Below are 23486 nucleotides of genomic sequence, written 5' to 3'. Positions count from 1 at the left end.
TGCCTATGAACGCGCCTGCCTCTTCCTCCCGCCAGATCGTCTGGCGCAGCGTCATCACCGTCATCAGCGCCGCCATCCTGATCGGCGCGGAGGTGTTTGGCGCGGCGTTCGCCGGCGGCTGGGCGCTCGCGATCCTGTTCGGGCTCGGCGACCAGGGCGCGCACATCCTCCAGGCCGCGCTGTTCGCACTCGGCGTGCTCGTGATGACCGCCTTCATCCGCGCAGCTCAGCGCGTCGAGCCCTTCATCAAGCGCATCTGACGCACACGCGCGCGAGCGACACGCGCGCCGCGCAGAGAACTTAACGCCTGTTCATCTTGAGCGTCGCTTGCGCATCACAGCGCAAGCAGATGTTAGGCAATTCTGTCCTCAGCCTAAAAAAATTCTTGCGAAGCCGAGTCAAAACGCTTATGTGCGGACTTGCCCAATTTCGCACGTGCCTGTGGTCGTGTGTCAGTCGGTAGGTATCCGGACAAGAGGCCGGACAGCCGCCAAGGGGTGAAGAAGCCGAGGGGCTCTTCGGAAGTGCAGAAGTCGGCAGACTGAAGAAGTCCAAGACCGAAGCAAACCCGAAGCGTCCAGCATCTCTCTCAAAGAGATGCCATGTCGAAGGTGACTTCGCTCTTTGCAACCGTGACTGGCAGCCGGAGGCGAACCGGCGCACCTCGTTCTCAACGGGGGACGCGACTTAAAGCAACGACGGATCGGGCTTTTTTGGTCTCTACCGGCATTCCAACGCCGGCGCGGGCTACTGAAAAGGCTTGTCCTTCATTGCCAGGTGAGCGGGCGGGAAAATTCCCAACCAATCCACGGCAGCACAATTCGGTCTAGGGTTCTTGGCCCTGTCGCGTCTCCATCGTGCGGCAGCGGCAAAGCACCCTTGTCCGAGAACATTTTGAACGGGCTCCGTCGCTGGGGCCGTTTGGAGGGTGCTATGACCGATCGCATCAGGGAATTCCTGCGCAACCGCAGCAGCGAAGGCCTCGACACCGAGCCGTGCCTCGTCGTCGACCTCGAGGTCGTGCGCGACAATTACCAGAGCTTTGCCAAGGCGCTGCCCGACAGCCGCGTGTTCTACGCCGTGAAGGCGAACCCGGCGCCGGAAGTGCTGTCCCTGCTCGCCTCCATGGGCTCCTGCTTCGACACCGCAACGGTCGCCGAGATCGAGATGGCGCTGGCCGCGGGCGCGACGCCCGACCGCATCTCCTTCGGCAACACGATCAAGAAGGAGCGCGACATCGCGCGCGCCTTCGCGCTCGGCATTCGCCTGTTCGCGGTCGATTGCGCCGCCGAGGTCGAGAAGGTCGCCCGTGCCGCCCCCGGCGCGAAGGTGTTCTGCCGCATCCTCTACGACTGCGCCGGCGCCGAGTGGCCGCTGTCGCGCAAGTTCGGCTGCGACCCGGAGATGGCGGTCGAGGTGCTCGACGTCGCCAAGCGTCTGGGCCTCGAGCCGTGCGGCATCTCCTTCCATGTCGGCTCGCAGCAGCGCAAGGTGAAGGCGTGGGACCGCGCGCTGGCGATGGCCTCGCAGGTGTTCCGCGACTGCGCCGAGCGCGGCATCAACCTCTCCATGGTCAACATGGGCGGGGGCTTCCCGACCAAGTACCTGAAGGACGTGCCGCCGGTCGTCACCTACGGCCGCTCGATCTTCCGCGCACTGCGCAAGCACTTCGGCAACCAGATTCCGGAAACCATCATCGAGCCGGGTCGCGGCATGGTGGGCAATGCCGGCATCATCGAGTCCGAGGTCGTGCTCATCTCGAAGAAGAGCGACGAGGACGAGGTGCGCTGGGTGTACCTGGACATCGGCAAGTTCGGCGGTCTCGCCGAGACCATGGACGAGTCGATCCGCTACGCCATCCGCACCCCGCATGACGGGGCGGACATGACGCCGTGCGTGCTCGCAGGGCCAACCTGCGATTCCGCCGACGTGCTGTACGAGAAGAACCCGTATCCGCTCCCCGTCACGCTCGAGATCGGCGACAAGGTGCTGATCGAAGGGACCGGGGCCTATACGTCGACCTACTCGTCGGTGGCGTTCAACGGCATCCCGCCGCTGAGGACCTACCACATCTGATCCGCCTCCTTTTCGAGGCTCGATGAACCGGGAGCCGGCCGTGCCGGCTCCTCCCTGACATCTTCGATTTCTGACGACGCCTTGGACCGGCGAGCCTTCGGGCCCGTGGGTTCAAGCGGGGACTGACGTGTCATGACTGCTCTTCGGAAGCCACAGGTCTCCCTCACCTCGAAAGCCGCTCCGTTCGCGATCCGTGCGGAGCGTGCTGCCGACGTTGCGATGCGTGAAGCGCTGCTCGATGCCTGCTTTGGCGAGAACCGCCATGGCCGCACCTGTCAGCGCCTGCGCGACGGACGCGCACCCGCCGCCGGCCTTGCGCTGTCGGCTGTGCGCGAGGGGAAGCTCGTGGGTACCGTGCGGCTGTGGCATGTCAGCGCCGGAGGCAGGGCCGCTTTGGTCCTCGGACCGCTTGCGGTCGACCCTGCCTGCCGCGAGCTCGGGATCGGCGCCGCGCTGATGCATCAAGCGCTGGCCGCCGCCCGGGCGCGCGGGCATGCTGCCGTGATCCTGCTCGGCGATGCCCCCTACTACGCCCGCTTCGGCTTCTCGGGCGAGAAGACCGGCGAGCTCTCGCTGCCCGGCCCGTTCGAACGCGACCGCCTGCTGGCGCTCGAATTCACCGCGGGCGCGCTCGATGGCGCGTCCGGGATGGTCGTTGCGACCGGCGCTATCTTGCCCAAACGGAGGGCGGTTCGCGCCCTCCAAGCACACGCGGCCTAAGGGATTGCCATGATGGCGAAGACCGAAGCCGCATACCGCGGCGATGCCCGGCCGCGCCTGAGCTAATCCCCGCTCCTTTGGGGTTGCGCGCCCCCCGGAAACGCCCTTTAACCCGCGAAACATCCCCTTCAGCCGAGGTCCAGCACCATGTCCCGTCGCCTGATTTCCACCGGCTCCCCATTCGAGAAGACCGCGGGCTACAGCCGTGCCGTGATCGACGGCGACTTCGCCTTCGTCGCGGGAACCACCGGCTACGACTACGCGACGATGAGCATGCCGGCCGATGTCACGAGCCAGTCACGCAACTGCTTCAAGACCATCGAATCCGCCCTGAAGGAGGGCGGCTTCGAGATGGCCGACATCGTCCGCGCGACCTACTACCTCACCGACGCCAGGGACGCGGACGCGCATTTCGCCGTCTGCGGCGCAGTCCTCGGCGAGATCCGCCCGGCGGCCACGCTGCTCGTCGTCTCGGCACTCTACAAGCCCGAGATGAAGGTCGAGATCGAAGTGACCGCGAAGCGCCGCACCTGACCCACCAACACCCAACCTAGACCGTTCACTTAGACCGTCTCCTGGAGATACTTGATGAGCCCCGCCTCGCAGATCTACGCGAAGATCACCGGCCCCATCGTCATGGTCGGCTTCGGCTCCATCGGCAAAGGCACGTTGCCGATGATCGAGCGGCATCTCGATTACGACAAGTCGCGCATCACCGTGATCGACCCCAAGGACGAGGGCCGCAAGGCGCATTGCGAGAAGCACAACGTACGCTTCATCCAGAAGGGCGTGACCAAGGACAATTATCGCGAACTGCTGACCCCGCTGCTCACTGAAGGCGGCGGCCAGGGTTTTTGCGTCAATCTCTCGGTCGATACCGGCTCGACCGACATCATGGAGCTCTGCAACGAGCTCGGCGCGCTTTATATCGACACCGTCAACGAGCCCTGGCTCGGCTTCTATTTCGATTCATCGAAGGGCCCGGAAGCGCGCTCCAACTACGCCCTGCGCGAAGTGACGCTCGCCGCCAAGAAGGCGCGCCCCGCGGGCTCGACGACGGCCGTCTCCTGCTGTGGCGCCAATCCCGGCATGGTCTCCTTTTTCGTCAAGCAGGCGCTACTCAATGTCGCCGCCGATCTGAAGCTCAATGCTCCCAAGCCGAAGACCAAAGCCGAATGGGCGGACTTGATGCGGCAGGCCGGCGTCAAGGGCATCCATATCGCCGAACGCGACACCCAGCGCTCCAAGTCGCCGAAGGAGCCCGATGTCTTCGTCAACACCTGGTCGGTGGAAGGCTTCCTGTCGGAAGGCGTGCAGCCGTCCGAACTCGGTTGGGGCACCCATGAAAAATGGATGCCCGAGAATGCGCGCACCCACGAAGCCGGCTGCGGCGCCGCCATCTATCTGATGCAGCCGGGCGCCAACACGCGCGTGCGCACCTGGTGCCCGACCCGTGGCGCGCAGTATGGCTTCCTCGTTACCCACAACGAGTCGATCTCGATCTCCGATTACTTCACGGTGCGTGACGCATCGGGCACGGCGATCTATCGGCCGACCTGCCACTATGCCTACCATCCGGCCGACGATGCCGTGCTGTCGCTGCATGAAATGTTCGGCCGCGCAGCGAAGATGCAGGAAAAGCACCACATTCTCGATGAGAACGAAATCGTCGATGGCATCGACGAACTCGGCGTGCTGCTGTTCGGCCATGACAACAATGCCTACTGGTACGGCTCGCAGCTCTCCATCGAAGAGACCCGCAAACTCGCGCCCTATCAGAACGCGACCGGCCTGCAAGTGACCTCCGCCGTGCTCGCCGGCATGGTGTGGGCGCTGGAAAACCCGAACGAAGGCATCGTCGAAGCCGACGAGATGGATTTCGATCGTCTGCTTGAAATCCAGATGCCGTATCTCGGACCGGTGAAGGGTTTCTACACCGACTGGACGCCGCTGACGGATCGTCCGGGACTGTTTCCGGAAGATATCGATACGAGCGATCCCTGGCAGTTCCGGAATATCCTGGTGCGCTGAGGCGCGCTCCCTCCACCCGTCATTCCGGGGTGCGCCACTTGGCGCGAGCCCGGAATCCATCGAGCGGCAGTACGTGTGGATGCATGGATTCCGTGCTCGCGCTACGCGCGCCCCGGAATGATGGCGGAGAAACCTACTTCTCCTTGGTCGGCGGCTCCTTGATCGGCGGGGCGATCTTCTCGGCAGGGGCCTGCGGCAGGACTGGCTTCGCCGCCCCCTGCGTCTGCGGATCAGGGCGTGCGGGCTCGGGCGCGGGCGTGGTCGGGCGCTCGCCGCCGGGCTTTGATTGCGCGGGAGTTTTGTCCTGATCGTCGGACGGTTTGCCCTGGAGTGGTCCCGTCGCCTGCGCCGTCTGCATCCGATACTCGGCCCGGATCTGCGCCAGTGACAGGCCCGATATCACCACGCCCGCCGCAAACAGCGAGCAGGCGACCATCAGGTCAATTTTCAGTCCGCGTTTATCCTGGTTGCCGGGCATGTCGATCACCGTCACTCATTCAGGAGATCAACGAATTCAAGGAAGCGCGGTTCCGCACCCGACCAGCCGGGAACCACGCGCTCGCGCGCCGGAACGTCGCGTCACTCGGTGGTGCTGACTTCCCAGGTGGCGTGCCGCACGCCCGGCAGGTGCTGGAGGTCGGTCGCCACCGCGTTCAGTTCGTTCGGATCGACCGCGGTCGCAACCAGCTTTGCGACGATCTCCAGATTGTCGTCCCCGATCTCGACCACGTCGACATCGGCCACCGGATATTTGGCGACCTCGAGCTTGTCGACCAAACGGTCGCGCATGTCGGGCAAGGCGTCGGTCGCAACCGCGAGCTTGAAATAATAGGTCGCCTCCAGGGCCTTCTCGTTCAGCGGGATACGGTTGATGGCGTTGACCAGAGGCCGCAGCAGCGTGTTGCCGGCGATGATGAATACGGTCAGCAGCACGGCTTGGGCGACGAGATCCGCGCCGGCGCAGGATCCGACCGCCGCCGAGGCCCACAGGGTCGCCGCGGTGTTGAGACCGCGCACGTCCATGCCCTGCTTCATGATGACGCCGGCGCCGAGGAAGCCGATGCCCGAGACGACGTAGGAAATCACCCGCACCGCACCGTCGGCCCCGGTCAGATGCATCGCCAGGTCAACGAACGCCGCGGCGCCGACAGCGACCAGCACATTGGTGCGCAGGCCCGCGGTACGCTGCCGATATTGCCGCTCGGCGCCGATCAGCGTGCCCAGCACAAAGGCCGTGAACAGGCTGACCAGGGTGTCGGCGAAGTCAGCAAGCTGGAAGGTCGTCAGAAACCGCATGGCCCCCTATACGGTCAGAACAATGACAGATTAAAGCTCCAGAAGGCCGCCGTCCCCATTTTCATCCGCAAAGGCGAGCAGCGTGCCCTTGGCGTTCCAGGCGAGCGCTGCAACCGGCGGGGTGCCGTTGCGGCGGACCAGGATCTCCGCGCCGTCCTCCAGACGCACCATCAGCACGGTGCCGTCGCCATAGCCCGCAGCGAGGATGTCGTTTTTTGGATGGCAAGCAACCACCGACACGCGCGCCTGGAGCGGCGCGATCATCGCGGGCTCCTTGCCCATCGGACCGTCCTTGCTCGCGAACGGCCACAGGATCACGGTGTCGGCGCCCGACGTCGCCAGTGCCTTGCCGCCCGCGCTCCAGGACATCGAGCGGACGCGGCCGGGATAGCCGGTCATGCGCATGTGCCGGTTGTCGGCGAGCCGCCAGCCATGCAGCGCCGGCTCGTGCATCGCGGTAACCAGGAATTTGTTGTCGGGGCTGAAGGTGACGCCGAGATGCGAGCCGGCCCAAGGCAGGAATTCGGCCGTGGCCGCCATGTTGGGAAACCACAGCGTCGCGCCATTGTAATGCGCGATCGCGAGCCGCAGGCCCTTTGGCGCGAACGCAAGACCGCCGACGGTCGAGGGCACCTCGATCGATTTCTCCTCGTTCTTGCAGCTCTTGACGACAGCCGTCTTGCCGGCCGACCAGGCGAAAGCGCCATCGGCGTGCAGTGCCACCGCATCGATCCAGCGCCGCTTCGGATCGGTGGCGAGCAGCGTCACCTCGCCCTTGGCATCGAGGCCTGTGACCTTGCCGTCGTCGCCGCCCATGACGAGGCGTTTGCCGTCGGATGCGGTGGAGAGAATGCCGCCGCTATGAACGGCAACCTTGGCGACATCACCGCCCGCATCCACAAGCGCGACATTCTCCTCACCGCCGACAAAGGCGGCACGGTCGCCGAGGAAATGCACGGAGGTCACGCCCATCCCGAGCGCGACCGGTTTGACCCGGTCGGTGACGGAGACGATCGAGGGTGAATCGGGGGCCGGTGTAAACTCTTTCATCACGAGACGATGCAGCTCTCAAAACCCTGGCGGATGGCCTCTTCCGGCAGTTCGCGGCCGATGAAGACGAGGCGGCTTTCGCGCGGCTCGCCTTCCTTCCATTTCCGCTGGTGGTTGCCCTCCAGCATCATGTGCACGCCCTGGAAGACATAGCGGTCTTCGTCGTCGTGGAAGGCGAGGATACCCTTGGAACGCAGGATCTTCTGGCCCTCCATCTGCACCAGGTTCTGCAGCCAGGGCATGAACACGTTCGGATCGAGCGGCTTGTCGGTCTTGAGCGCCAGCGACTGCATCTCCTCGTCGTGATAATGCTTCAGGCCGTGGTGATCGTGGTGGTGATGATGGTCGTGGCCGTGATGGTGATGATCGTGGTCGTGATCATGATCGTCGGCCTCGAGAAAATCCGGCTCGATGTCGAGGATACGGTCGAGATCGAACGCGCCGCGATCGAGCACATCAGCCAAGGCCACCGAGCAGCGCTCGGTGCGGTGGAGCTTTGCATAAGGATTGATGCCGCGGATACGGGCCTCGACTTCGGCGAGCTCCGGCTTGGTGACGAGATCGGTCTTGTTGAGCACGATCACGTCGGCGAAGGCGATCTGGTTCTTGGCCTCGGGCGCATCCTTCAGCCGGTCGGACAGCCATTTGGCATCCGCGACCGTGACGACCGCATCGAGGCGGGCGTTCTTCTGCACGTCCTCGTCGACGAAGAATGTCTGCGCGACCGGCGCCGGATCGGCGAGGCCCGTGGTCTCGACGATGATGGCGTCGAACTTGCCCTTGCGCTTCATCAGCCCTTCCATGATGCGCACGAGATCGCCGCGCACGGTGCAGCAGATGCAGCCATTGTTCATTTCGAACACTTCCTCATCGGCGCCGATGATGAGGTCGTTGTCGATGCCGATCTCGCCGAATTCGTTGACGATGACGGCGTATTTCTTGCCGTGGTTCTCCGACAGGATGCGGTTCAAAAGCGTGGTCTTGCCGGCGCCGAGATAGCCGGTCAGGACGGTCACGGGAATCTTGGGGGCGGTCGCTTCAGACATAACAACTCCGGACTTCGGGCTTTTTCGCGCGACGCGAGGCGGGGTGGCCCCCGCCCTATTGGTCAAGCGCGCTGGTCAGGGCCTTTATATTGTGCCTGACCATATCAATGTAAGTGGGGGCTGGCCCCTTTTCGCCGGTCAAACCGTCCGAAATCAGGGTCCCGCCGACCCTTGCCCCGGTCTCCGCGGCGATCCGCCGGATCAGCCGGTCGTCGCTGATATTCTCAAGGAACACCGCCGGGATCTTTTGGGCCCTGATCTGGCCAATGATACCAGCGATATCGCGTGCGCTGGGCTCGGTTTCCGTCGAGACCCCCAAGGGGGCGATGAACTGGACGCCGTATTCGGCGGCAAAATAGCCGAAGGCATTGTGGGTCGAGATCACCTTGCGCCGCTCGAGCGGGATTTGTGCGATCGCCTCGCGCACCTCGCGGTCGAGCGTTTCGAGCTTTTCCAGATAGGTCTTGGCCTGGGCGCGGAAGAAGTCGGCGTCATCCGGGTCGGCGGCGGCCAGTGCACCGGCAATGTTCGTTACATAGAGCTTGGCGTTCGTGACCGACTGCCAGGCATGCGGGTCGGCGTCCGATCCAAGCTTCAAGGGCACGATGCCGGCACTCGCGGTGACCACCTGCGCCTTGCCGCCGGAAGACTGCACGAGCCGCGGCAGCCAGCCCTCGAGGCCGAGCCCGTTGACGATCACGAGCCTTGCATCCGCGACCCGCTTCGCGTCACCCGGCGCCGGCGTATAAACATGGACGTCGCTGTCGGCGCCGACCAGTGTCGTGAGATTGATGCGGTCGCCGCCGACATTGCGGACGAAATCGCCGAGGATCGAGAAGCTCGCAATCACGTTGAGCCGCTCTGCGGCGTTGAGCGGCGAAGCGATCAGCAAGAGCACACAAAGCAGGACAAGCCGCATCGGCCTCACGCTTCCAGATGCCGGCCGGGAAACATCTGCCTGACGACGCCGCCGACACGGCCGAACAGGACGGAGACGACGTAGAACACCGTCGCGACCAGGATGATCGCAGGGCCCGAGGGTACGCGGGTCTGGAACGACAGCACAAGGCCGGCGTAGCCCGAGACGGCGGCGGCGATCACGGCGATGCAGATCATGGCGGTGAGATCGCGCGACCAGAACCGCGCAATGCCCGCCGGCATGATCATCAGGCCGACGGCAAGCAAGGTGCCGAGCGCCTGGAAACCGTTGACGAGGTTGATGACCACGAGCGCGAGGAATGCGAGATGCGCCGGCCCGCCGGCGCGGCTGACGGTTCGCAGGAACAAGGGATCGACGCTCTCGATCACCAGCGGGCGATAGATCACCGCGAGCACCAGCAGCGTGATCGTGGCGTTGAAGGCCACCACCAGCAGCGTCTGGTCGTCCATGGCAAGGATGTTACCGAACAGCACGTGCAAGAGATCGATATTGGTGCCCTTGATCGAGACGATGGTGACGCCCAGCGCCAGCGAGGCGAGATAGAAGGTCGCGAGCGACGCGTCCTCCTTCAACCCGGTCGAGCGCGCGACCACGCCGGCGAGGATCGCGACCGTAAAGCCCGCGATCAGTCCGCCCGCGGTCATCGCAAACAGGTTGAGACCGGAGAGCAGGAAGCCAACCGCCGCGCCCGGCAGGATCGCATGCGCCATGGCGTCGCCAACGAGGCTCATCCGCCGCAGCATCAGAAACACGCCGATCGGCGCACCGGCGAGCGACAGCGCGACGACGGCTGCAAGCGCGCGCCGCATGAACTCGAATTCGGTGAACGGGCCGATCAGGACATCATGGATCATCGGATGTCACGCCGCCTGCGAGCGCCCATCTTCGCCGCAGGCCGCGGCGCCGTCGTCGAAGGCCTCGCACATCCGCATCGCCACCAACAGATTCTCCGGCGTCAGCACCTCCGCCGTCGGTCCCCACGCCACCGGCCCGCGCGCCAGCACAAGCGTCTCGGTGAAGTGGCTGCGCACCATCTCCATGTCGTGCAGCGCGGCGAGCACAGTGCGGCCTTCGCCGTGCCAGCGCTTCACCAGCGCCAGCAGATCGGCCGTGGTCTTGCTGTCGATGGCGTTGAAGGGCTCGTCCAGCACGATCAGGCTCGCGTCCTGGAGCAGTACGCGCGCGAACAGCACGCGCTGCATCTGCCCGCCGGAGAGCGTGCCGATCGGGCGGTTCTCGAAGCCGTTGAGACCAACGGAAGCGATCGCGCGGAGGATTTTTTCCCGCGCGACCTTGCCGATGCCGCCGAACACGCCGGTCCCGCGCCAAAGCCCGGTGCCGACGAAGTCGAACACCGAGATCGGGAAGCTGCGATCGATCTCCGCACTCTGCGGCAGATACGCGATGTCCCTCGCATCGAGGCTGCCGAGATGGATGCTGCCATCGAGCGGCCTGAGGATACCGACGATGCCGCGCAGCAGCGTCGACTTGCCGGCGCCGTTCGGCCCGATCACCGCCACCAGCGTGCCGGGCGCGACCTCGCCGCTGAGGTGGTGCACGGCCGGGTGCCGGTCGTAGCCGAGCGTGACATTGTGGAAGTGCAGCGCCGCCATGCTCACCTCATCGCAAGCCAGACCACGCCCCACAACACGGCACAGACGGCCAGCGCCGCAGCAAGGCGGCCCGCCATCGTCATGCGCAGGATCGACCAAGGCGCGGCCTGCGCCGGGTGCGGGGCCGCGGGGTCGTGGACATGGGCATGCGTATGGTCGTGCCCATGAGAATGGGCGTGGTCATGGGAGTGATCGTGATGGTGGGCGTGGGACGCGGCGGGAACCATTTGAAGACGTTATATTATAACATTACGCCTGTCCACGCCCCGGCTCACGGCTTGCCGATCACCATCGCGATGGCCGCCGCGACGAATGGGAACGGCACCGAGACAGCGCAGCGGAACCAGACGAAACGGGCCGGCATGAACGGGATTTCCCACAAGATCACCCGCTGGAAGGCAAATAGGGCCCAGGCGACGACATAGGCGACCACCTGCGGGACGCCCCCGCCCGACTTTAGCGCCACCGTGCCGATCGAGAAGCCGATCACGGGACCGCCGGGCGTCGCGGCCCCGGCGACCACGGCGGTTGCCACCCCAAGCCAGCCGCTGTCCGGGCCGAGCCAGCCGGTGATCACCTCCTGGGGGATGATGGCGGCGATATAGCCGGAGCCGATCACGCCCAGCGCGATCCGCGGCACGATGTTGATGAAGTCCATCAAGCCTTCGCGGAGCGAGGACTTGAACACGGGAGGACCGCGGCGGAAGGCGATCAGGCCGACGCCGAGCACCGAACCCCACAGCAGGATGTCGATGAGAAGCGCGGCGCTCACGTCTCGTCTTCCTTGGCGATCGGCTTCGGGTAGAGCCGGACATAGACGAAGCGGCCGAGCGCGCCCGCGAGCACCGGCAGCGGAAGCGAGATCACGATCCGCCACAGCGTGAAATCCGTGCCCATGATCGGGATTTCCCAGGCTACCGCGCGGCCATAGCCGATCAGAGTCCAGCTCACGACCATGGCGATGGTGGCGCCGAAATCGGCGCCGACCGCGAGCAGCGCGCTCGCCACCGGATAGGCGGTGAACGGCCCGCCCGGCAGAATCGCGCCGAAGGCGGTGCCGATCAGAAGGCCCATCAGGCCGGACTTCGGCCCGAGCGAGCGCGAGACTTTTTCGTGCGGCAGGATCTCCGAGATGAAAGCCCCGAGCAGGCAGCCGGCCAGCACGCGCGGCAGGATGCCGCCGAACAGCGAGAGATCGTGGGTCAGAATGTCGAGAACACCGTCGGTCCCGTCACGCCGCCAGACCAGCGCCGCGCTCACCGCCACCAATGCCGCGATGATGATCGTCGACCAGCCGATCGGCTTGCGGATGCGCCCCGGCCGAGGCTCGGATTCAGCGTCCTCGGCAGTCGCCGGCTCTTTCGGGAAAGTCTCTGACAACGGGCTCGGGTCGGATTGAGGGGATGCCCGTTCTGATTAAGGGCGGCGCCGACGTGATGCAAACTGAACGGCGACGGGAGCGATGCGCGCCCTGCGCAGGGCTATGCCGGATGAGGGCCGAATTCCGCGCAGCAAAAAAGGCGGCCGCGGATGCGACCGCCTTTGTTGTTCTGTCATTCCGGGGCGGCGCGCCAGCGCCGAGCCCGGAATCCATCGAGCGTAAACCCGAGCGGATAAATGGATTCCGGGCTCGCGCTTCGCGCGCCCCGGAATGACTCCAAATACTTACGCCTTGTCGAACAGCGACTCGACGTATTCCCAGTTCACGAGGTTCTCGACGAACGCCTTCAGATAGTCCGGGCGACGGTTGCGATAGTCGATGTAGTAGGAGTGCTCCCAGACGTCGCATCCGAGGATCGGGGTGGCGCCGTGCACCAGCGGATTCTCGCCGTTCGGGGTCTTGGAGATTTCGAGCTTGCCGTTCTTGACCTGGAGCCAGCACCAGCCGGAGCCGAACTGACCGACGCCAGCCGCCTGGAAATCCGTCTTGAACTTCTCGAAGCCGCCGAGGTCCTCGTTGATCTTCTTCTCGAGCTTGCCCGGCAGCTTGGTGCCGCCGCCGTTGGGCTTCATCCAGCTCCAGAAGTGGATGTGGTTGTAGTGCTGGCCGGCATTGTTGAACACCGCGGGGTTCTTGCCGAACGAGCCCTTGACGATCTCCTCAAGGGACTTGCCTTCCCATTCGGTCCCCTTGAGCGCGTTATTGCCGTTGGTGACGTAGGCCTGATGATGCTTGTCGTGGTGATATTCGAGCGTTTCCTTCGACATGTACTGGCCGAGGGCGTCATAGGCGTAAGGGAGTGGGGGCAGCGTAAAGGTCATGGGTTCTTGTCCGCAACTGGTGGGGAACGTTCTAACGGTCACCCCTTATAGAAGGTTCCTGCGGCGTTAAATACCGCCAATTTGCGAAAATGCGTCATGCGGTCGCTTGGCCCGATTGCATAAAATCGGCGCGGCGGAGCGGCGTTCAACCGGGCCCGGTCGTTCGCCGCAAAATATCATTGCCTTTGAGGTGCTTATGGCAGAACGAATGCATGCGAAAGAGAGAGCCATGAGCATCGAGATCGACATTTTGAACGGCGACGCCTCCTGGCCGATCGCAAAGCCGCTGCTCAGCGCGATCTGGGGGCGCCACGCGGACGAGAAGCCGCCCTGGAGCCACATCAAATGGGCCAATGCCGATCTCCGCGTGCTGATCGAGACGCCGGAGGACGGCCTCGTCTGCCATGTCGGCATCCACTTCCGCACCATCAGCTGGAACGGGCGCAAGGTCCATGTCGGCGGGATCGGCGGCGTCTGCACGCGCGAGGACCGGCGCGGACGCGGCTACGCGACGATGGCGATCGATGCGGCGGTCCACACCATGCGGGCCAACGAGGCGGTCCGCTTCGCGGTCCTGTTCTGCGAGCCGCACAATTTCGCGTTCTATGAGGCCCGCAACTGGCATCGCTTCACCGGCGATGTCTTTTGCGAGCAGCCGGAGGGGCGGATCCGCTTCGAATACATGGCGCCTTTCGTGTTCGACGTCGTCCGCGCGCCGCGCCTCGGCACGCTCGACCTCTGCGGCCTGCCCTGGTGATCTCGCGATTGCCACTGATTGCGTCCAGCGGCACATGATCATTGCGGCTACCTGGCGTCGCCGTTTTCGTCCGCTGGGGCAAATCAACGCAGGAATGTGATTCCGTCGAGCGTTACACTATCCTGATTTGCTGCTATGGAGGCGCCTTCATTTTCGGGGCTCTCCATGTTTTCCAGATTCGCCGTTTCCACCGTCCTTCTGGCTGCGCTGCTCGGCGCGACCACTGCCCACGCGCAAAGCGCCGATGCCAGCGGCACCTGGCTGACCCAGGCCGGCGATGCCCGTGTGAAGATCAGCAAATGCGGCGGCGGCATCTGCGGCGTCATCGTCTGGCTGCGCGAGCCCTACGACACCGCGACCGGCCAGCCCGCCACCGACAGCAAGAATCCCAATCCCGCGCTGGCCCGGCGGCCGATCATCGGACTGCCGCTGTTCAGCGCCATGCAGCCCGCAGGTCCGAACAAATGGTCGGGGCAGATCTACAATGCCGACGACGGCAGCACCTATGCGAGCAGCATCACGGTGAGCGGCGCGGAAAGCTTGCGGGTCGAAGGCTGTGTCGGCGCGCTCTGCGGCGGCGAGACCTGGAGCCGGGTCGGCCACTAACTTTCTCACGCCATCATCGCCTTCAGCGCCGTTGCCGCCGAGGCGTAGCCGCCTCGCGCACCGTCGATGAAATGGACGTGGTCGCTGCGCAGCGCCGACGGCGTGAAGCAGGTCATCATCGCCGCGTCCTGCCGGTGCAGTCCGTAGCGCACGACGCCGTCGCGCGCGCCGGCCGCAAGGCGCTCGCTCAAGGCGCGTTCGAGCTCGGGCGCGCAGTCGAGGATCATGCGCAGACCGTCGTCATATTTGCGGAAGTCGGAATTCTCGACCACCTGTTGCTTGTAGCGCTTCGGCACGAAGCCGCCGACCTTGATGTCGAAGCGCATGATCAAATAGGCGAACAGCGTGTAGATGAGGACGCTGGCGCGGCGTTTGAGCAGCGGCCCGCCACGCGCCGCCCGCGCCTCATAGTCGAGCCCCTGCGGCGGCCACCGCAAAGGTGGCCCCTGCGCCGGCACGGGACGGCCGGAATCCGGGCTGCGTTCGACGAGGTGGATCACGTCCTCGATCACCTTGCGAAAAGCTCTGGGATCGGCGCTACCCGCCGGCACTACCAGCACCGACAGGATCAGGCCGCGCGAGGCCGGAATCTCCTCGAAGCGGCAGGATAGTCCGGAGAGATCCGGCTGCGTGCCGGCGGGCGCCGCGGGAAGCGCGAACTCGCCGCGCTTCATCGCGGCTTCGGCCCACCCCAACCCTCCGCCGGAGAACATCGCATAGGACAGGTTCGCCGACGGGCCGAAGCGCGCGACGCGGACATCGAGGCCTTGCGCGCGAATGGCGCTCACCGGCACCAGCGCGACGCGCATCTTCAGATCGAGATCCTCCCGCACCCAGGCCGCGGTCGCCTCCAGCGCCTCCCGGGCACGATCGAGATCATCGGGCGCGACCGCAAAGCTCGCGCCGTCGCCGCCGAACACGAAGGGGAATTCCCGCCCCTCCAGTGCATTTGTCACCGACGCGATCACGGCAGCACCGGCCATATTGACCGCCTTGTAGCGCTGTGCCGCGATCGCCTTGGTGGAATCGACGATGTCGGCGACGCCGATGTTCCAGTCATCCGGCAGCGGCGCATAGAGCGCCGGATCCATCAGGCTGGTGAAGCCGCGGAAGACGCGGATGTTGCCGTAGAAGGAATCGCCTGATGTCATCGCGTGATGCCGATGGTTGGGAAGCGCGTCCGAGGGAGATACGGGGCAGGATCGATCCGGGTTCGCCGGCCGGCGCGCCCTTCGAAGTCCCGATCATTGGCTGAAACGGGGGCGGACAACAAGATCGCGCCGCGCTGCATTGCCGCAGCCGGTCATTGATCCGCATCAAACAGCCTCCCGAAAACGTTGCCTATTGTCCGATCATCCAAGGGGATCAATCGAGGTGTCTGACTTCGGCAACAAGGACTCGGCCGCTCCGGTGCACCGGCATGCGGCATGCGACGTGGTCAGCGCCGTGAAGATGCCGGAAGGCTTGACCGCGGCCGTCGATGCCTGGGCTGAGGCCCATGAGCTGGTGCGCTCGGATGCGATCTGCAAGCTGGTCGAGCTCGGCCTGAAGCATGCTCCCGCGGCGGCGCCGCCGTCCCGCGCAACGGTCGACGCGGACTTCACCAGGATCGAGGAGCTCGCCGTGCACGAGATCGACCGCCTGCTCGATCCCGCGCTGCCGCTAGAGGAGCGCGAGCGCCGCATTCGCCGCCTCACCGAAGGGCCGCCGGAATTCTCACACGAACGGATTGACCTGCCGAAGCAGCGGACATGAGCGCGGGTGCGAGCTAGTGCAGCTTCCCGTCCTGCAGTCTGCGCAGCAAGGATGCCGGCACATCGTGACAGCCCACGAGACGGACGAATTGCTGCGGGTACATTTCGTGGCCGTGACCACCGGAATTCTGATTTGACATCGGCTGGCAGTTGATCTCGCCCGGCTTCGCGCCCGATGGCTCTGCCGATGTCCGGTCCTGGTTCGAAGCGGTCATGTTTGAAGCGGGCATGGACTGCTCCCTATCGATTGGGGCAGATCGATTGACGTAATCCAATCGATTGCGCGGCATCTTACGACCAAATCCGGTGAAATCAAATTGAGCCGGATCAACCGTGTTGTCGGGGCACAGTTCCGCTTACGCCGTATTGCCCGCGTCGATCGTGAAGACGGTGCCGGTCACGTTGCGGCCGCCCTCGCCGAGCAGATATTCCACCATGCGTGCGACGTCGTCCGTCTCCGGCAGGCGCCGCAACGCGCTGCGGCCGGCGATGCGCTTGCGTCCCTCGTCCGACAGATTGTGCGTGAGTTCGGTGTCGATGAAGCCCGGAGCAATCGCGTTCACGGTGATGCCGAGCTTACCGACCTCGCGCGCGAGCGAGCGGGTGAAGCCGGTGGCGGCGGCCTTGGTCGCGCCATAGACCGACAGGCCGTTATAGCCGGTGGTGGCGATGATGGAGGAGATGTTGATGATACGACCCGCACCATCCGCCATCATCTGGCGCGCGACATATTTGGTGAGGATGATCGGCGACAGCACGTTGAGCTGTACCAGCGCCTCGATCTCGGAATTGTGCATGGTGGCGAGCAGGCCTTCGGTGCCGAGGCCGGCATTGTTGACGAGGCCGTAGATCGGGCCGAATTCGTCGCGCACGAGCTTGGCGAAGGCCGGGATCGCATCGATCACGGCAAGGTCGCAGGCGCGGAAATGCAGACGGCCTTCGGACTCGCCGATCGCGGCCTTGAGCTCCCCGCTCTCGCGCCGCGCGGTCACGACCACGTTGTAGCCGGTGCCAATCAGACGCCTGGCGATCGCGAGGCCGATGCCGCGGCTGCCGCCGGTGACGAGAACATTATGCATCGGTGCGCGCCAGTTTGCCGGCCGGTGTGACGTCGAGCGCTTCGACGAAGCGGATCACGGCCGGCACCTTGTGCGAGGCGAGATGGGCCCGGCACTGATTGAGAATCTGATCGCGAATCTCCTTCGCGCGCGCCGGATCGGTCCCGTCGGCGAGGATCACGTCGGCGACGACGATGCCACCGGTGATCGGGCTGCGCCGCGATTTGGCCCGCGACATCCTCACATCGGGATGACGGTTGATGACCGCCTCGATCTCCTCGGGATGGACCTTCAGCCCACCGATATTGATGATGCCGCCGCGACGACCTACGAAATAGTAGCGGTCGCCGCGCAACTCGACCATGTCGCCGCTGTCGACAAACCCATCATCATCGGTGAGTGCGGTGGCGTTGCGGCCGATGTAAGCGTGGGCCGTGCGCGTCGAGCGGATGCGCAGCGAGCCGTCGACGACTTTCATCTCGACGCCATTGCGGTTGCCGAGATAGTCGGCCGGAAAGCCCTCGAGCCCGTCATTGACGGCAAAGCCGACGCCGGCTTCGGTCGAGGCATAGGCATGACCGACGGACGCGTTCGGAAACGCCGTCTTCAGGCCGTCGAGCACCGCCTGGTCGGCGATCTCGCCGGACAGGCGGACATAGCGCGGTGCGAACTGCGCCGCCGAGCCGCTCATCAGCAGCTTGCGCCAATGCGAGGGCGTGCCGGAGATGTGGGAGACTGCGCGCGCATTCAGCCGCGCGACGTGATCGGCGAGTGCCTCATGCGGGTCGGACAGCACCATCGAGCCGCCAGAGAGGATGGCGCGGAGAAATATCTGCAGGCCGCCATAGCGGCGAATGTCGTAGAACGTGGCCCATACCGGCGCCGGTCCGCGCGCTGGGCCTTCGGCGACGATCGCGCCGGTCAGCGCCTCCAGCGTATGGCCGGCGATCTTCGGCACGCCCGACGTGCCCGAGGTGAGCATCAGCCATTCGGTGGCGCGCTCGGTCTGCGCCGGCGTGGCGGGCGCGAGCGGCAATTCTGCGGTGACGATCAGCGCGACGCCGCTCCCCGTCCAGCGCGCAGGCTCGTCGGTGACGACGGCATCGATGCCGGCATCGGCGATCAATGCGTCGAGATGCGCCGGATTGAGATCCGGCGGGCACAGCAGCATGCGACGGGCGATGCCGTCGAGCTCGATCATGGCAAGGCCTGACCGGAGCTGGTCGGATAGCTTGAGCAGCACTGCCCGGCTCGACAGCTCGCGCAGGCGGCCGCCCAGCACTGTCTGCGACAGGATATCCGTCAGCGACGCGCTATTGTGCGCGTCCGACAGGGTGCGGCCCTTCAGCTCCGCGCCGAGATGGTCACGGAGCGCGAAGATTTCACGCGGGGACATTTTCGTAGGCCCGCACGAAATCGCCCACGGTGGCGGGGAACGCCGCGTCCTCGGAAATGGTGAAGGGATCGACGCCGGTCTCGTCCTCGAGGCGCGCAACCAGGATGGCGAAGGCGAGCGAATCGAAGCCCGTCTCGTGCAGGGACAGATCGTCCGAAAGTTCGGGAAGCGTGACGTGCTGCTCTTTGGCGATCTGCTTGATCGCTTCAATGACCTTTAACCTTACCGACATGGCTGGCTCGCTTCTTGTTATCGATCGTTCGTGTTGCGGCGGTTCTTGCTGACCGCCTCCCGAGGCCCACGCTGTTTACCGGACAGAAGTAAATGGCTTCTTGGACAATTCAGGTAAAATTGGACCCATCTCCGGATTTTCGCGCGGCTACAGCCTGATCGCGCCGTCGATGATCTGTGCATATGCGTCCTGATCCAGCGCGACATAGCTGCCGGATTTCGGATCCGCCATGTACAGCACATCGGAGATCTTGCCGGGATCGAATCCCTCGCGTGCGAGATCGCCCTTCTTCTGCTTGAACGTTTCGGTTGCATCGAGCTCGTGCGAGATGCGGATGAAGACGGGGCGTGCGTAGGCCGGCAGGCGCTGCGCCAGATGCGCCGGCAGGCTCGCGATGTCAAAACCTTCGTTCACGACGATCGCGCTCATGCCGGCACGACCGTCGGCGCCGGGAATGCTGACGCCGTAGGTGGTGGCGTCGACCACGCCGGTGAAATCGCGAACGGCGTCGTTGACCTCCGAGGTGGCGACGTTCTCGCCCTTCCAGCGGAAGGTGTCGCCGATGCGGTCGACGAAATGGAAGAAGCCCTCGTCGTCGATCCGCATCAGATCGCCGGTGCGAAACCAGGCATCGCCCCTGGCAAAGACATCGCGAAGGATCTTCTTCTCGGTCTCGCCGGCGTCGGTGTAGCCCTCGAAGCGGCCGCCGCCCTCATCCGCGGTGCCAATGCGGCCGATGGCTTCGCCGGCCTCGCCGCGGGCGCAGGCGACGCAGAAGCCTTCGTCATTGCGCCATGGCACGCCGCTGTCGGGATCGAGCTTGACGAGACTTGCGGGAAAGCGATGGGCAAGCAGCGGCGGGATGCGACCAATCGCACCGGGCTGCCCCTCGACATTGAACAGCGAGAAATTGCCCTCCGTCGCCGCATAGAATTCGAGGATGCGGGGAATGGAAAAGCGCGCCTGGAAATCCTCCCAGATATCGCCACGCAGGCCGTTGCCGCAGACCAGACGCAAATGGTGGCTGTTCTCGTATTCGGACGGCGGCGCCTTGAGGAGATAGCGGCAGAGCTCGCCGATATACTGAAACAACGTGCAGTCGTGCCGCACGATGTCGTGCCAGAAGTTCGACGCCGAAAATTTATCCGCGATCACCACCGAACCGCCGGCGGCGAGCATGCTGCAGGGCGCGACGATACCGCCGACTGAATGGAACAGCGGCAGGCAGTCGTAGAGCCGGTCCTGCGGCGTCGCGCCAGCGAGGCCGGCGAACCAGAAGCCCCAGTTGAGGATGCGGCGGTGGCTGATGCTGGCGGCCTTCGGCAAGCCTGTCGTGCCGGACGTGTAGATCAGCAGCGCGCGATCATCGATGGTGACGTTGCCATGCTCGTCCTGAGACAGCGGACCATCGTCGAGCGCTGCGAGCGCAACGTCGATGGCGCGCTCGCTGCGGGCATCGCCATGGGTCCAGATCTTGGCTGGCGTCTTCAGGTGTGGCGCTGCGCCGTCCAGCGCCTCCGTCAGGTCATGCGCAATGATGATATGCGAGGGTCTTGCCACGTCGATGCAATGCGCCAGCGACGGACCGACGAGCTTGGTGTTGATCAGCGCGACCACGCCGCCGACGCGGCTGATGCCGAGCCAGGCGGCGACGTAGTCGATGCCGTTCGGCATGATCAGGCCGACGGTGTCGCCCTTGGCGACGCCCGCCGAGCGCGCCCAGCGCGCATAGCGATTGATGCGCCTCGACAGCCCCTCATAATCAAGGCTTGCATCGTCCATGACCAGCGCGGCGCGGTCGGGCTGGCGCCGCGCCCAATCGTCGACGACGTCGGCGAACAGCCGGCCCGGCAGCGTCTCGATGCGCGCGGTGAGCTCGATCGCCTTCAGCCAGATCCTTGAAGCCGAGGGCGGACGCGCGGCTTTCGGCTGCTCGATGACGCCGGTGATCATATTGTTCATTCTTTCGGGCCGTCTCTGCGTATTCCCAGCAACTTAGACCGCGGGCTCCTGACCAGGTGTTAAGAGACAAGGTAAAACTCGGTTAGCTGATGATTAAATGCAGTCATCCTTTACCAAGCCGACGGGAACGGCGTGCGAGCCGGCGCAATTCTTGCGATAGCACTCCAGTCATTCGGGCACGCGGCCTCTCCCCGCAAGCGGGGGCGAGGTGAACTGGAGGCCAACATGATCACCAAGAGATTATTCCTTCAGACCGCCGCCTGTGCTGCGGCAACGCTCGCCGCGCCGCGCGCCTTTGCCATCGGCAATCCCTCCTATCCGTCGCGCAGCGTGAAATGGGTGGTGCCATATGCACCGGGCGGTGCGACCGACGTGCTGTCACGGCTGATCTGCCAGCGCCTGTCGGACCGGCTCGGCCAGACCTTCGTCGTGGAGAACAAGCCCGGCGCCGGCGGCAATATCGGCACGCAGGCGGTGATCACATCTGCGCCTGACGGCTACACGCTGCTGCTCACCTCGACCGCCAACGCCATCAACGCCTCCTTCGATCCGGCACTGCCTTACGATTTCGCCAAGGGCATCGCGCCGGTCGCGGGTGTCGCGCGCATTCCACTGGTGCTGGTCGTCAACAATGATCTGCCGGTGAAGACCGTTGCCGACTTCATCGCCTACGCCAAGGCCAATCCCGGCAAGCTGTCGATCGCCTCCTCCGGCATCGGCACCTCGCTGCATCTCTCCGGCGAGCTGTTCAAGTCGCTGGCCGGCGTGCAGTTCACCCACGTTCCCTATCGCGGCTCGGCGCCGGGATTGACCGACGTGATGAGCGGGCAGATCCAGGGCATGTTCGACAACGTCAGCTCGTCGTTTGAGCTGGTGCGTGCCGGGAAGCTGCGCGCGCTCGGCATCACCATGCGCGAGCGCTCGGAGATCTTGCCGGACGTGTCCCCCATCGCGGACACGCTTGCCGGTTATGAGACGAGCTCGTTCTACGGCGTCGGCGCGCCGCGCGACACGCCGCGCGAGATCATCGACCTCCTCAATCGCGAGATCGACGCCGCACTCTCCGACACCGAGATCAAGACCCGCATCGCCGAGCTCGGCGCGATCCCGCTGCACGGCAACGCAGGCGAGTTCGGCAGCATGCTGGGCGCGGAGACCGACCGCTGGCGCAAGGTCGTGGAACTGTCCGGCGTGAAGAAGGAGTAACGGCGGTATCTGCCTGCTGGGCAAAGCGGCAGTTAGCGACGCGGTCATCCACACCCACCATTCCTAGCGGCTTGCGTTCGCGTCTTGTGCGCGCGCATGTTGCCGCGCCATGACGACCAAATCCCGCGAGCGAATCTACGGCGCTTCCGTCCGTGCGGCGGCGGAACAGGCAGCGGAGGCGCGCAAGGGGGCCGACCGGCTCGCCTGCGAGGCCTGGAACAAGCGCATGCTGGGGTTCCGGGGGCCGGCGCAGCCCTCCCCGACGCTGGGAGATGCGCTCAACGCGGGCTACCTCTATCTCGAAGTGAAGTGCCTGGGGTGCGAGACGCACCAGACGGTCGCGCTCGATATCGTCAGGCGAAGGAAATCGACGCCGATCCACGAGCTCGAGCGCTACATGCGCTGCCGGCAGTGCTCGGAATTGTCGGGCCGCCCCTACAAGCGCAGCCATCTCGTGGCGCTGCGCCGGACGAAGATTTCCGCGCATGACCCGCGCTCGGACTGGTGGCCTGGCGAGCGGTGAACGCGACTGCGCTAGTCGATTCTCCTGCGGCGACGGCGCGGCGGTTCGCCAGCGGCAAAATACGGATTGAGGTCGCAGCTCGCGGCGCGGCCCGAGGCCGTGGCACGGCATTGCGGCAGCGACGTGAAGGAGCAGTCATACCAATCCCCGCCGCCTCCGCTCCCGCCGGAATAAACGTGCATGCAGACGGGAAAGCGGGGATCACCGGCGGCCATGATCAGACCGAATGAGAGGCGCATCAGACTTCTTCCTGGAGAAGCACAGGCTGCGGCGGAGCCGCTGCGCGGCAACAGCAACGGGCTTGCACAATCCGAAGATGTGCGCGGGCCGCTAGTACACCTTCTTGTGGCGCCGGCGCGAGGGCGGCGGCGGCTCGTCGAAGGCATAGTAGGGATTGAGGTCGCAGCTCGCGGCGCGACCCGATGCCGTGGCCTGGCACTGCGGCAGCGAGGTGAAGGAACAGTCGAAATAGTCACCGCCACCGCCCCGGCCGCCGGACGTGAAGACGTGCATGCAGACCGGAAAGCGCGGATCGTAGGTCTGCGCGCTCGCCGGCGCGACGGCTTGCAGCGTGGCAATCGCCATGATGGTCAGGAGCGGTAGGCGCATCGGAAACTTCCTCAGATCGGTGGCGGCGGCGTTATGCCAATTCGATATGGCACAACACCGCGAAAGAAGCGACCATTCCTCAACATACCTCTCCCGCTTGTGACGCGCGTTTGAAAAGTTGAGAAGCAGCGTCGGACGGCCGGGAAAGGAGAAAGAGCGGCCCGATTCCGACCTGCACAAAACGCATATCTCGCGGCCGTTCTCCTTCGACAAAGGTCGCAAACATCCGGCGCAGGATTCCATTCGCAGGCCCGAGCGAACGGACTACTCTCCTGAGACAACGCCGGCTCCGGATCGACGACGATCCGGGGCGATCAACAAACATATGGGCTGAAGGAAACGCACATTC

Annotated in this window: 29 protein-coding genes; 10 read left to right on the top strand and 19 right to left on the bottom strand. The window is 64.9% G+C overall.

What is annotated here, in order from left to right; translation table 11 throughout:
- The first annotated feature begins 5 nt into the window (after positions 1-5).
- From AXW67_RS12880 to AXW67_RS12860, 5 genes are all read left to right on the top strand, one after another.
- Positions 6-260, top strand: coding sequence for a hypothetical protein (locus tag AXW67_RS12880; RefSeq protein ID WP_063678187.1), 255 nt, complete (start codon positions 6-8; stop codon positions 258-260).
- Positions 261-933: 673 nt separating this feature from the next.
- Positions 934-2076 carry a type III PLP-dependent enzyme gene (locus AXW67_RS12875; protein WP_027552061.1) on the top strand — a complete coding sequence of 381 codons (1143 nt, stop codon included), beginning with the start codon at positions 934-936 and terminating at the stop codon, positions 2074-2076.
- 132 nt (positions 2077-2208) lie between these two features.
- Positions 2209-2796, top strand: a complete 588-nt coding sequence (locus AXW67_RS12870; RefSeq protein WP_063678186.1) for a GNAT family N-acetyltransferase — start codon at positions 2209-2211, stop codon at positions 2794-2796.
- Between the two features lie 147 nt (positions 2797-2943).
- Complete coding sequence (locus AXW67_RS12865) at positions 2944-3330, top strand: RidA family protein (protein ID WP_063678185.1); 387 nt, start codon at positions 2944-2946, stop codon at positions 3328-3330.
- Between the two features lie 54 nt (positions 3331-3384).
- Positions 3385-4827 (top strand): homospermidine synthase, encoded by a 1443-nt coding sequence (locus AXW67_RS12860; protein ID WP_027552064.1) that lies wholly within the window; start codon positions 3385-3387, stop codon positions 4825-4827.
- Positions 4828-4960: 133 nt separating this feature from the next.
- Here the strand turns inward: AXW67_RS12860 and AXW67_RS43145 are convergent, their stop codons facing one another.
- From AXW67_RS43145 to AXW67_RS12805, 11 genes are all read right to left on the bottom strand, one after another.
- Positions 4961-5305 carry a hypothetical protein gene (locus AXW67_RS43145; RefSeq protein WP_063678235.1) on the bottom strand — a complete coding sequence of 115 codons (345 nt, stop codon included), beginning with the start codon at positions 5303-5305 and terminating at the stop codon, positions 4961-4963.
- Positions 5306-5406: 101 nt separating this feature from the next.
- Positions 5407-6123, bottom strand: coding sequence for an MgtC/SapB family protein (locus tag AXW67_RS12850; RefSeq protein WP_063678184.1), 717 nt, complete (start codon positions 6121-6123; stop codon positions 5407-5409).
- Between the two features lie 30 nt (positions 6124-6153).
- On the bottom strand, positions 6154-7173 hold the full coding sequence (locus tag AXW67_RS12845; protein WP_063678183.1) for a WD40 repeat domain-containing protein: 1020 nt from the start codon (positions 7171-7173) through the stop codon (positions 6154-6156).
- Positions 7173-8219, bottom strand: coding sequence for a CobW family GTP-binding protein (locus tag AXW67_RS12840; protein ID WP_063678182.1), 1047 nt, complete (start codon positions 8217-8219; stop codon positions 7173-7175). The genes AXW67_RS12845 and AXW67_RS12840 overlap by 1 nt, the downstream gene beginning before the upstream one ends.
- A 55-nt stretch (positions 8220-8274) precedes the next feature.
- Complete coding sequence (locus AXW67_RS12835) at positions 8275-9138, bottom strand: metal ABC transporter solute-binding protein, Zn/Mn family (RefSeq protein ID WP_063678181.1); 864 nt, start codon at positions 9136-9138, stop codon at positions 8275-8277.
- Positions 9139-9143: 5 nt separating this feature from the next.
- Entirely contained in the window at positions 9144-10013 is an 870-nt protein-coding gene (locus tag AXW67_RS12830) for a metal ABC transporter permease (protein WP_027552070.1), read from the bottom strand.
- A 6-nt stretch (positions 10014-10019) separates the two neighbouring features.
- The gene (locus AXW67_RS12825) at positions 10020-10772 is read right to left on the bottom strand and encodes a metal ABC transporter ATP-binding protein (RefSeq protein WP_063678180.1); all 753 of its coding nucleotides are present in this window, start codon (positions 10770-10772) and stop codon (positions 10020-10022) included.
- Between the two features lie 2 nt (positions 10773-10774).
- A complete protein-coding gene (locus tag AXW67_RS43960) occupies positions 10775-10999 on the bottom strand; it encodes a hypothetical protein (RefSeq protein WP_063678179.1) in 225 nt (74 codons plus the stop codon).
- A gap of 44 nt (positions 11000-11043) precedes the next feature.
- On the bottom strand, positions 11044-11544 hold the full coding sequence (locus tag AXW67_RS12815) for a hypothetical protein (protein ID WP_063678178.1): 501 nt from the start codon (positions 11542-11544) through the stop codon (positions 11044-11046).
- Positions 11541-12152 carry a permease gene (locus AXW67_RS12810; RefSeq protein WP_063678177.1) on the bottom strand — a complete coding sequence of 204 codons (612 nt, stop codon included), beginning with the start codon at positions 12150-12152 and terminating at the stop codon, positions 11541-11543. Before AXW67_RS12810 ends, AXW67_RS12815 begins: the two co-directional genes overlap by 4 nt.
- Before the next feature lie 285 nt (positions 12153-12437).
- Positions 12438-13034, bottom strand: coding sequence for a superoxide dismutase (locus AXW67_RS12805; protein ID WP_026312923.1), 597 nt, complete (start codon positions 13032-13034; stop codon positions 12438-12440).
- Between the two features lie 229 nt (positions 13035-13263).
- Here AXW67_RS12805 and AXW67_RS12800 point away from each other — a divergent pair, with 229 nt between their 5' ends.
- Complete coding sequence (locus tag AXW67_RS12800) at positions 13264-13791, top strand: GNAT family N-acetyltransferase (protein ID WP_063678176.1); 528 nt, start codon at positions 13264-13266, stop codon at positions 13789-13791.
- A 165-nt stretch (positions 13792-13956) separates the two neighbouring features.
- Positions 13957-14397, top strand: coding sequence for a DUF2147 domain-containing protein (locus AXW67_RS12795; protein WP_063678234.1), 441 nt, complete (start codon positions 13957-13959; stop codon positions 14395-14397).
- 5 nt (positions 14398-14402) lie between these two features.
- Here the strand turns inward: AXW67_RS12795 and AXW67_RS12790 are convergent, their stop codons facing one another.
- The gene (locus tag AXW67_RS12790; RefSeq protein WP_063678175.1) at positions 14403-15548 is read right to left on the bottom strand and encodes a DUF3095 domain-containing protein; all 1146 of its coding nucleotides are present in this window, start codon (positions 15546-15548) and stop codon (positions 14403-14405) included.
- A 223-nt stretch (positions 15549-15771) separates the two neighbouring features.
- On the opposite strand from AXW67_RS12790, the gene AXW67_RS12785 reads away from it, so the two are divergent.
- On the top strand, positions 15772-16152 hold the full coding sequence (locus AXW67_RS12785) for a hypothetical protein (protein WP_063678174.1): 381 nt from the start codon (positions 15772-15774) through the stop codon (positions 16150-16152).
- A 13-nt stretch (positions 16153-16165) separates the two neighbouring features.
- Here the strand turns inward: AXW67_RS12785 and AXW67_RS12780 are convergent, their stop codons facing one another.
- From AXW67_RS12780 to AXW67_RS12760, 5 genes are all read right to left on the bottom strand, one after another.
- Positions 16166-16381: a hypothetical protein gene (locus AXW67_RS12780; RefSeq protein WP_201723665.1), complete on the bottom strand. Its 216-nt coding sequence runs from the start codon at positions 16379-16381 to the stop codon at positions 16166-16168.
- A 126-nt stretch (positions 16382-16507) separates the two neighbouring features.
- Entirely contained in the window at positions 16508-17230 is a 723-nt protein-coding gene (locus AXW67_RS12775; protein ID WP_063678172.1) for an SDR family NAD(P)-dependent oxidoreductase, read from the bottom strand.
- Complete coding sequence (locus AXW67_RS12770; protein WP_063678171.1) at positions 17223-18605, bottom strand: class I adenylate-forming enzyme family protein; 1383 nt, start codon at positions 18603-18605, stop codon at positions 17223-17225. Before AXW67_RS12770 ends, AXW67_RS12775 begins: the two co-directional genes overlap by 8 nt.
- On the bottom strand, positions 18592-18837 hold the full coding sequence (locus tag AXW67_RS12765; RefSeq protein ID WP_027552082.1) for an acyl carrier protein: 246 nt from the start codon (positions 18835-18837) through the stop codon (positions 18592-18594). Before AXW67_RS12765 ends, AXW67_RS12770 begins: the two co-directional genes overlap by 14 nt.
- 147 nt (positions 18838-18984) lie before the next feature.
- The gene (locus AXW67_RS12760; protein WP_063678170.1) at positions 18985-20799 is read right to left on the bottom strand and encodes a long-chain-acyl-CoA synthetase; all 1815 of its coding nucleotides are present in this window, start codon (positions 20797-20799) and stop codon (positions 18985-18987) included.
- 225 nt (positions 20800-21024) lie between these two features.
- Between AXW67_RS12760 and AXW67_RS12755 the strand changes: the two genes are divergently transcribed.
- A complete protein-coding gene (locus tag AXW67_RS12755; protein ID WP_063678169.1) occupies positions 21025-22005 on the top strand; it encodes a Bug family tripartite tricarboxylate transporter substrate binding protein in 981 nt (326 codons plus the stop codon).
- A gap of 109 nt (positions 22006-22114) precedes the next feature.
- On the top strand, positions 22115-22528 hold the full coding sequence (locus AXW67_RS12750; protein WP_063678168.1) for a hypothetical protein: 414 nt from the start codon (positions 22115-22117) through the stop codon (positions 22526-22528).
- A gap of 11 nt (positions 22529-22539) precedes the next feature.
- On the opposite strand, the gene AXW67_RS12745 is transcribed toward AXW67_RS12750, so the two are convergent.
- A complete protein-coding gene (locus tag AXW67_RS12745) occupies positions 22540-22767 on the bottom strand; it encodes a DUF3551 domain-containing protein (RefSeq protein WP_063678167.1) in 228 nt (75 codons plus the stop codon).
- A gap of 91 nt (positions 22768-22858) precedes the next feature.
- Entirely contained in the window at positions 22859-23137 is a 279-nt protein-coding gene (locus tag AXW67_RS12740; protein ID WP_063678166.1) for a DUF3551 domain-containing protein, read from the bottom strand.
- Positions 23138-23486: the final 349 nt, after the last annotated feature.

This window comes from Bradyrhizobium neotropicale (assembly GCF_001641695.1).
Lineage (GTDB): Bacteria > Pseudomonadota > Alphaproteobacteria > Rhizobiales > Xanthobacteraceae > Bradyrhizobium > Bradyrhizobium neotropicale.
The sequence above is the reverse complement of the archived record's forward strand: the minus strand, read 5'-3'. Positions and strand labels throughout refer to the sequence as shown.